General features: G+C 71.2%; 5 protein-coding genes and 1 pseudogene. All 6 read right to left on the bottom strand.

Features of this window, described 5'->3' with window-relative positions; genetic code table 11:
* Positions 1-159: 159 nt before the first annotated feature.
* Complete coding sequence (locus VG276_29785) at positions 160-393, bottom strand: Lrp/AsnC ligand binding domain-containing protein (GenBank protein HEV8653479.1); 234 nt, start codon at positions 391-393, stop codon at positions 160-162.
* Positions 394-943: 550 nt separating this feature from the next.
* Positions 944-1,759, bottom strand: coding sequence for a DUF2637 domain-containing protein (locus VG276_29780; GenBank protein ID HEV8653478.1), 816 nt, complete (start codon positions 1,757-1,759; stop codon positions 944-946).
* A gap of 28 nt (positions 1,760-1,787) precedes the next feature.
* Complete coding sequence (locus tag VG276_29775; protein HEV8653477.1) at positions 1,788-2,300, bottom strand: hypothetical protein; 513 nt, start codon at positions 2,298-2,300, stop codon at positions 1,788-1,790.
* Complete coding sequence (locus VG276_29770; GenBank protein ID HEV8653476.1) at positions 2,293-2,565, bottom strand: hypothetical protein; 273 nt, start codon at positions 2,563-2,565, stop codon at positions 2,293-2,295. The genes VG276_29775 and VG276_29770 overlap by 8 nt, the downstream gene beginning before the upstream one ends.
* A 199-nt stretch (positions 2,566-2,764) precedes the next feature.
* Positions 2,765-2,896 (bottom strand): annotated as a pseudogene (locus VG276_29765) (antibiotic biosynthesis monooxygenase).
* Between the two features lie 507 nt (positions 2,897-3,403).
* On the bottom strand, positions 3,404-3,516 hold a 113-nt coding region (locus tag VG276_29760), incomplete at its 5' end, for a hypothetical protein (GenBank protein ID HEV8653475.1).

Below are 3,516 nucleotides of genomic sequence, written 5' to 3'. Positions count from 1 at the left end.
TCACCCGCGTCGCATCGGTCGCCGGTCGTGCGCCACTGCAGCCAAGCGAGCCTACGCCGCCGACACCTGCCCTAGGCGCTGAATCTTCGGCATCCTAGGTGCTGGTACGGCCACAGCTGCACGGCAGTTCGAGCTCGGGCCCGGTGACCGATCATGCGGCTACCGGCCGAGCACCGTGCAGGTCAGGGTGCGGGTGACGCCGTCCACGACCTGGACGCGGGAGACCACCAGCCGGCCCAGCTCATCCATCCCGGGCGCCTGGACCCGGGCGATGACGTCGTAGGGGCCGGTGACGTCCTCGGCCGACTCCACACCATCGAGGTCGCTGACTGCCTGGGCGACATGGGCGGCCTTGCCGACCTCGGTCTGGATGAGCACGTACGCGCTGAGCATCTCGCGCTGCCCTCCCCGCATCTGTCCGTGCCACCCCCCGGCCAGTCGGCGCCTGGCCTGTCCGGGGATGGCAGGGCGCATGCTACCCGAACCCGGCCAGCTTGCCCGGAGGCTATCGATCTCGGCGTCGCCCGCACGTCGTAGCGGGTGATTTCGGCGTCGCCCGATCGTCGGGGTGAGTGCGGACGGCGAACAGCGCCGGCGAGCGGAGGGGGGCGCGCTGCGCTACATGCTGCTCATCTACACCAACCAGCGAGGCTGACCGGCCGGCCTGGGGCACCCCGACGGGGACGCCGAGGCCAAGGGGTACGACGCGTCCACGGCGAGGTCACCCAGCGCGGCGCCCTGCGCCACAGCCGCAGGGCGCGTTCCTTGAGCTCGGGCGGGTACTTGCGGGGTGCTGCCATCGGCGGGCTTCCTCCTTGCTCGCGGTCCAGTGGACCAGCTCCGGAAGCCTCCGGGAAAGCGGGGGAACCTCACACCGCTGGGGCGAGGTCAATGACGCCGCCGACACTGGTGCGTCGCGATCGCAGGCAGGTGGTCGGTGACGTCATTCGGCGCGGGCTTCGTGGAGGAGTTCGTAGGCGCGGCGGCGTTTGAGCCCGGTCGCGGCGGTCACGTCGGTGACGGTGACGTGCGGCCCGCCGTGGCGCTCGCGGCTGACGAGTTCGCGCACCCGGGCGCGGGCGCCGCCGCGAGGCCTATGCCCGTTGTCCGCAGAGCGGCCCTGGGTGCTTTGTGCCATGCGCCGACGAGGGCTCGTGGCTGCGCGGCCGTTGGTGGCCGGGTCAACGCGTCGCAGCGCCTCGGTATTGATCGCCGCGGGCTTGGGTCTGGCCGGCGCGGTAGCGGGGTGGAGGCCGCAGCGGGCCACGCTCATGAGCAGTTCGACCGCGCCGAGCAGGGCGACGGGTGGGAGGGCGGCGAACAGCCGGGCGGCGAGGTGGTTGGGGGCGTGGCCGACGTTGAGGGCGACGCTGACGGCGGTGGCGGCGGCGACCAGGGTCCAGGCGTACCAGGCCGCGTGCCAGGGTTCGCCGCGGAGGTAGCGCCACAGGATGACCAGGGTGGCGGCGGTGGTGAAGGAGTCGACGAGCAGGGGTGCGGTCCAGGCCAGCCGGGGTGGGAACGCTGCGGTTTGGGTGGCGAAGGCGCGGATGGCTTCGAAGCTGACCAGGTAGGCGAGCGCGCCGATGGCCAGCACGAGCGCGGACAGCGCCACGACCAGGGTCGTGCGGAGTGCGGCGAGGAGCCGTTCCGCGCGGCGGCGATCGCTGCCCGGCTGAGCGCGGGTTGTTCGGCCCGCGCCGGGTCTTGCGGGGGTCGCGGTGCGGGTGGTGGGCGAGGCGGCCGTGCGAGTGGCCATCGTGCTCCTCTCGGTGTTGGTGGGTGGGTCATGGCGCCCCGGTCCGGCTGGGTGTGGGCCGCTGCGTCGGCCGCGGCTGCGGGTGTGCTCCGGCACCGTCCAGTTGGAAGGCGGCGTGGTCGTAGGCGTCGCCGTAGAGCATGCGGGGGTGCCAGCCGAGGACCTCGTCGCAGAACCGTTCCAGGGTGAGGAGGCTGATCGTGCCGGCGGCTTGGGCGTGGTCGAACGCGACGTCGAGCTGGGGGCCGAGGAGCTCCTTGAGGGTCAGGTGCCGAAGCCGCGCGTACCGCTGGATGGCGGCGAGTAGGGGCGCGGCGGGCAGGCGGTTGCGGTCGGCGCCGTGGGCGGGGGCGCGGCGACGTTGGCCGGGGGGGCGGTGGCGGGCGTGCCAGGCGCGGCCGCGTTGGCGCTGGTGGGGTTTGCAGTAGGCCGAGAGGTAGCCGTTGGGGCGGCGGTAGAAGGCGCTGGCGGGCAGGACCTGGTCGCAGTCGGGGCAGCGTTTGTGGGTGTGGCGCGCGGCCACCGCGGCGGGGTCAGCCATCGCGTTCCCGCTCCTCCCGGCCCTGTTCCTGCCGGCGTGTGGGTCGGGCGGCGGGGCGGTGTGGTGGCCGGTCGCGGGCGGGCACGCCGGCGGGGTGGCGGCTGCCGACCTTCTCCGCGGAGCCGATCGTGGTGCGGGTCTGGGTGGGCTCGTCGGCCAGGAGCCCGGAGTGTTCGGCGGCGGCGAGTAGGCCGGCTTCGACCTGGTCGCGGTGGTAGGCGATCAGCTCCCCGACGGGCGTTGCGTCGGGTGGCGTGGTGGCCACAGCTCAGCTCGACTGGATGACGTCGGAAGGGAGACCTGCACCGGCCCGCAGACGCATGAACTCGACGCGCGGAGCGGTCGCCATGTACTGCTCGCGCTCGGCGAGGAACCGTCGTACGTGTGGCTGCTCCTCGTTGGGTATCGAAGGCCGAGCGGTCCCGGTACAGCTCGTAGAACACGCGAGCATCGGGGCCGTCCTCGACCTCGTGGCAGGCGTAGACAAGCGTTCCGGGTTCGGTCGCTCGGATCTGGGCCACCGTCTCATCCGTTAGCTTGTCGAAGTCCGGGCCACTTCCACCCTTGAGGTTGAACCGTACGACCAGGCCGAACATGGATCCTCCCGTTTACCGCAGATGCCAGGTCCGGCATCGGATCAGCTCTCTGTTGTACCCGCACTCACAGTACTACCCGCACGCCACGTGTGGGAAGTCCTGACATTGCGCAGGAGTGGAGCGCGGGGTCGGAACGGGCATACGAGGCGCCCGGAGAAGCCAGGGCGCCGTTGACCAACCACCAGATCCGTAGGCTGGTGCTCAGCGTCCACCCAGTGAGCCCGAGTGCTGTTTGCGCTGCTCAGGTCAGTCCCCAAATCCAGCCAGTCATCTCCTGTGTCCCCTCTGGTGGCGGCTGGCGGACTGACACCCGGACTGACGCTCGAGCATCGAGGAGCGTTGCGTAGCAAGGATCTTGAACGGTCGCTCTCAGTGTGGGAGAAACCGTCCATCCGGGTCGAGTTCGAGTAGCTCGGCTTGGACGCGAACGCGGTCGGTGGGGGTTGGATGAGCGATCCAGAGACTGGTCCTCGGAATTGGGGTCTACTGACATATCCGTGGGCCAGTTCAGGCCCGTCCTGGTAGGGGCGGGCACAGCCCGCCCAGGCTGAGCATCGCCAGCCCGATCAGCGCCTGAGCCGAGTGGAACCCGAACGCGACCCGGGTCAGCAGGCGCAGCC

The organism is Actinomycetes bacterium (assembly GCA_036000965.1).
Classification (GTDB): Bacteria; Actinomycetota; CALGFH01; order CALGFH01; family CALGFH01; genus DASYUT01.
Note: the sequence above shows the minus strand (reverse complement) of the source record. Positions and strands in the feature narration are given on the sequence as shown.

Excerpts from the sequence above, each read along its gene's own strand:
- VG276_29785 (HEV8653479.1), bottom strand. The coding sequence starts at position 393 with ATGCTCAGCGCGTACGTGCTCATCCAGACCGAGGTCGGCAAGGCCGCC.
- VG276_29780 (HEV8653478.1), bottom strand. The coding sequence starts at position 1,759 with ATGGCCACTCGCACGGCCGCCTCGCCCACCACCCGCACCGCGACCCCC.
- VG276_29775 (HEV8653477.1), bottom strand. The coding sequence starts at position 2,300 with ATGGCTGACCCCGCCGCGGTGGCCGCGCGCCACACCCACAAACGCTGC.